The organism is Paenibacillus sp. P22 (genome assembly GCF_000469945.2).
In the GTDB taxonomy this organism is placed as follows: Bacteria; Bacillota; Bacilli; order Paenibacillales; family Paenibacillaceae; genus Paenibacillus_O; species Paenibacillus_O humicus.
Genome location: NZ_CBRA020000294.1, coordinates 1 through 3,444, shown reverse-complemented (window position 1 = coordinate 3,444; position 3,444 = coordinate 1). Strand labels below are relative to the sequence as shown.

The window sequence follows — 3,444 nt, the reverse complement described above, 5'->3', positions numbered from 1 at the left end:
CGAACGACKCCGACAGTCTGGTCGGCGAGGCCGTTCTGCTTGTCAGGAAAGAGGGATGCGGATGTCATCCCTCTTTCCTTCTCTGCGCGAACGACCGCCGACGGTCTGGTCGGCGAGGCCGTTCTGCTTGTCAGGAAAGAGGGATGCGGATGTCATCCCTCTTTCCTTCTCTGCGCGAACGACCGCCGACGGTCTGGTCGGCGAAGCCGTTCTGCTTGTCAGGAAAGAGGGATGCGGATGTCATCCCTCTTTCCTTCTCTGCGCGAACGACCGCCGACAGTCTGGTCGGCGAGGCCGTTCTGCTTGTGTCACAAAAATCCATAATAACCGCACATCATGCCATACCATGCCGGCTCCCGCAGCTATATACTGGACCTATAGATGACAGCAAGAGGAGCGGCTGACGACAGCTGAAGCCGGCTCCAAAATTCCTTATGAACAGGATGATCAAAATGGCGGATCTGCTTCAACTGAACCAGCAATTCCTGCAAGCTTTCGGCGAGAACGGGCAAAACATCCAGTATTATTACGCTCCGGGCCGAGTCAACCTGATCGGCGAGCATACGGACTACAACGGCGGGTATGTGTTCCCGGCGGCGCTGACGTTCGGCACGACGCTGCTGCTTCGTCCCCGAGGCGACCGGGTGCTGCGGATGGCATCCGCCAATTTCCCGTTGACGGGAGAGATCGATCTGGACTCCATCGCCTACCGCGAGGAGGACGACTGGATGAACTATCCCAAGGGAGTCGTCAAGGAGCTTCAGAACCGCGGAAAAGGGCCTGCCCACGGTTATGACATGCTGTACAGCGGAGAGATTCCGAACGGAGCCGGCCTTTCCTCCTCCGCTTCCATCGAGGTGCTGACCGCCTACGCGCTGCTGGCCGAAGGCGGGCATGGCATCGACAGGACGGAGCTTGCGCTGCTGGCCCAGAAATCCGAGAACGAGTTCAACGGCGTCCAGTGCGGCATCATGGACCAGTTCGCGGTGGCGAACGGCCGCGAGAACGAGGCGATCCTCCTGATGTGCGATACGCTGGAGCATCGGCATGTTCCCTTCGATTCGGGAGACTGCGTCCTCGTCATCGGCAATACGAACAAGCGGCGCGGACTCGTCGATTCCAAATATAACGAAAGACGGGCGGAATGCGACCAGGCTGTGCATGACCTCCGCTCCGCCTTCCCGGATCTGACGCTGCTGGGGCAGCTGACCCCGGAGCAGCTGGAACAGGAGTCCGGACGGATAGCGAGCGATACGGTCCGCAAGCGCGCGAAGCATGTCGTGGAAGAAATCGCCCGCGTCCTGGAATCGGTGCGCGTTCTCGAGAAGGGCGACCTGAACGCATTCGGAGCGCTGATGAACGCGTCCCACGATTCCTTGAGGGATCTGTACGAAGTAACCGGTCCGGAGCTTGACGCCATGGTGGAAGCGGCCCGCATGGCGCCGGGCGTGCTCGGCTCCCGGATGACAGGCGCCGGCTTCGGCGGCTGCACCGTCTCCCTGGTGCGCAAGGACAGCGTGGACGGCTTCAAGGCCGCTGTAGCGGACAGTTATACGAAGAAGACCGGGCTGATCCCGGACTTCTACGTCTGCTCGATCGGCGGCGGCGCCGGCCGTCTGGACGCTCCGGTCTGATCGTTGCGGACAATGAAGCTTCCGGCCCGGGACAACCAGCATCCCAAGCCGGATGCCCAAGCGGCGGAATATGTCGTATGATTCAGTAGGCAGCATATCAGACGAGCTTTTCGAGAGGAGAGGGAACCATGGCTGTATTGGTAACGGGAGGAGCCGGTTATATCGGTTCGCATGCAGTAGCGGCGCTGCTGGAAAACGGCGAGGAGGTTGTCGTGGTCGACAACCTGCAGCAGGGCCATCGCGAGGCGGTGCTCGGCGGGAAGCTGTACGAGGGAGATTTGCGGGATGCCGGGTTGCTGGACCGGGTATTCGGCGAGAACTCCATCGACGCGGTCATTCATTTTGCGGCGAGCAGCCTGGTCGGGGAGAGCATGAAGGACCCGGGCAAATACTACCATAACAACGTCTATGGAACGCTGTGCCTGCTGGAAGCGATGAACCGCGCCGGCGTGCGCCGGATCGTCTTCTCCAGCACGGCTGCGACTTATGGAGAGCCTGAGCAGGTGCCGATCTCCGAGCTGGACCGCACGGAGCCGACCAATGCCTATGGGGAAACGAAGCTGGCGATGGAAAAAATGATTCGCTGGTTCGACCGGGCGCATGGATTCCGGTTCATATCCCTTCGGTATTTCAATGCCGCAGGCGCTCACGAAAGCGGGCGAATCGGAGAGGATCATGATCCCGAGACGCATCTGATTCCGATCGTGCTCCAGACAGCACTGGGCCAGAGGAGCCATATCTCGGTATTCGGAGAAGATTACCCGACGGCAGACGGCAGCTGCATCCGCGATTACATCCATGTCAGCGACCTTGCCGACGCCCATATGCTCGCCGTCAAGCGCCTGCGCCAAGGAGCGGACAGCGCCGTCTACAATCTCGGCAACGGACACGGCTTCTCCGTGAAGGAAGTCGTCGAGATCGCCCGCCGGATTACGGGCCGCGAGATTCCGGCGGTCATCGAGCCGCGCAGAGCCGGCGATCCCGCCGTGCTGGTCGCTTCTTCCGAGAGGGCCCGCACGGAGCTCGGATGGAATCCGCAGCGCAGCGATCTGGAGAACATCATCGCCAGCGCTTGGCAGTGGCATCAGGCCAAGCCGCAAGGCTACAACAGCTAAACGGCTGCCAAGACCGGCCGTATTCCCGGGAGGAGAGCATTTCCATGAACGAAAGTCCACTTATTCCGCATGATCAGCATGTCTCGGAAGCAATCGGGAGGCTGGTCGCCTTTGCTCTGGAGAGGGGCATGCTGGAGCCGCTGGACGCAGGCGCAGCTCGCAATTCGCTCCTTGACCTGCTCGGTCTGGCCGCTCCAGCGGCCGGCTCGGAAGAGCTTCCGTCCTGGGGGCAGGGGCTGCTGGATGCGCCGGATGACGCCGATAGAGCCTCGCTGGCGGCAGGCTTGCCGGCAGCGGGGGCCGGGGGCGCCGGAGCTGCTGCGGCCGCTTCTGGACTATGCCGCTGCATCCGGCATGATCCGGGACAGCGTTACGGAGCGGGATTTGCTGGATGCACGATTGATGGGATTGCTCATGCCGCGAGSMGTCCGACCATCCCGTCTCGCTTTCCTCCAGCCGCACGACCGCTTCCTTGGCTGAGAAATTAAGCTGGTCACGATGATGGCGGCAGGCGTGAAAAAACGCATCCCTTGACCACGTACCTGATCAAGGAAGTGATGCAGTCGAAAGAAAAGCGGATGGACGCCCTGCGGGAGCCGCAGGCTGCTCCAAAGAGGACATTTCCGTCCTGCGCCGGGGGAAGCGAGGAATACGAAGGCGTGTCCGGCACGAACGGAACCGAAGGGCTGGCCGCC

General features: G+C 61.5%; 3 protein-coding genes. All 3 read left to right on the top strand.

Annotated features, from left to right (window positions below; all coding sequences use genetic code 11):
• Positions 1 to 452 precede the first annotated feature (452 nt).
• The 3 genes from BN871_RS26015 (at position 453) to BN871_RS26005 (ending at position 3,237) form a co-directional block, all read left to right on the top strand.
• Positions 453 to 1,634 (top strand): galactokinase, encoded by a 1,182-nt coding sequence (locus BN871_RS26015; protein WP_048750093.1) that lies wholly within the window; start codon positions 453 to 455, stop codon positions 1,632 to 1,634.
• 128 nt (positions 1,635 to 1,762) lie between these two features.
• Positions 1,763 to 2,749 (top strand): UDP-glucose 4-epimerase GalE, encoded by a 987-nt coding sequence (galE, locus tag BN871_RS26010; RefSeq protein ID WP_021879977.1) that lies wholly within the window; start codon positions 1,763 to 1,765, stop codon positions 2,747 to 2,749.
• Positions 2,750 to 2,793: 44 nt separating this feature from the next.
• Complete coding sequence (locus BN871_RS26005; RefSeq protein ID WP_048750091.1) at positions 2,794 to 3,237, top strand: hypothetical protein; 444 nt, start codon at positions 2,794 to 2,796, stop codon at positions 3,235 to 3,237.
• The last annotated feature ends 207 nt before the right edge of the window (positions 3,238 to 3,444 follow it).

Coding starts and splice junctions, on each gene's coding strand:
- BN871_RS26015 (WP_048750093.1), top strand. CDS start 453: ATGGCGGATCTGCTTCAACTGAACCAGCAATTCCTGCAAGCTTTCGGC.
- galE (WP_021879977.1), top strand. CDS start 1,763: ATGGCTGTATTGGTAACGGGAGGAGCCGGTTATATCGGTTCGCATGCA.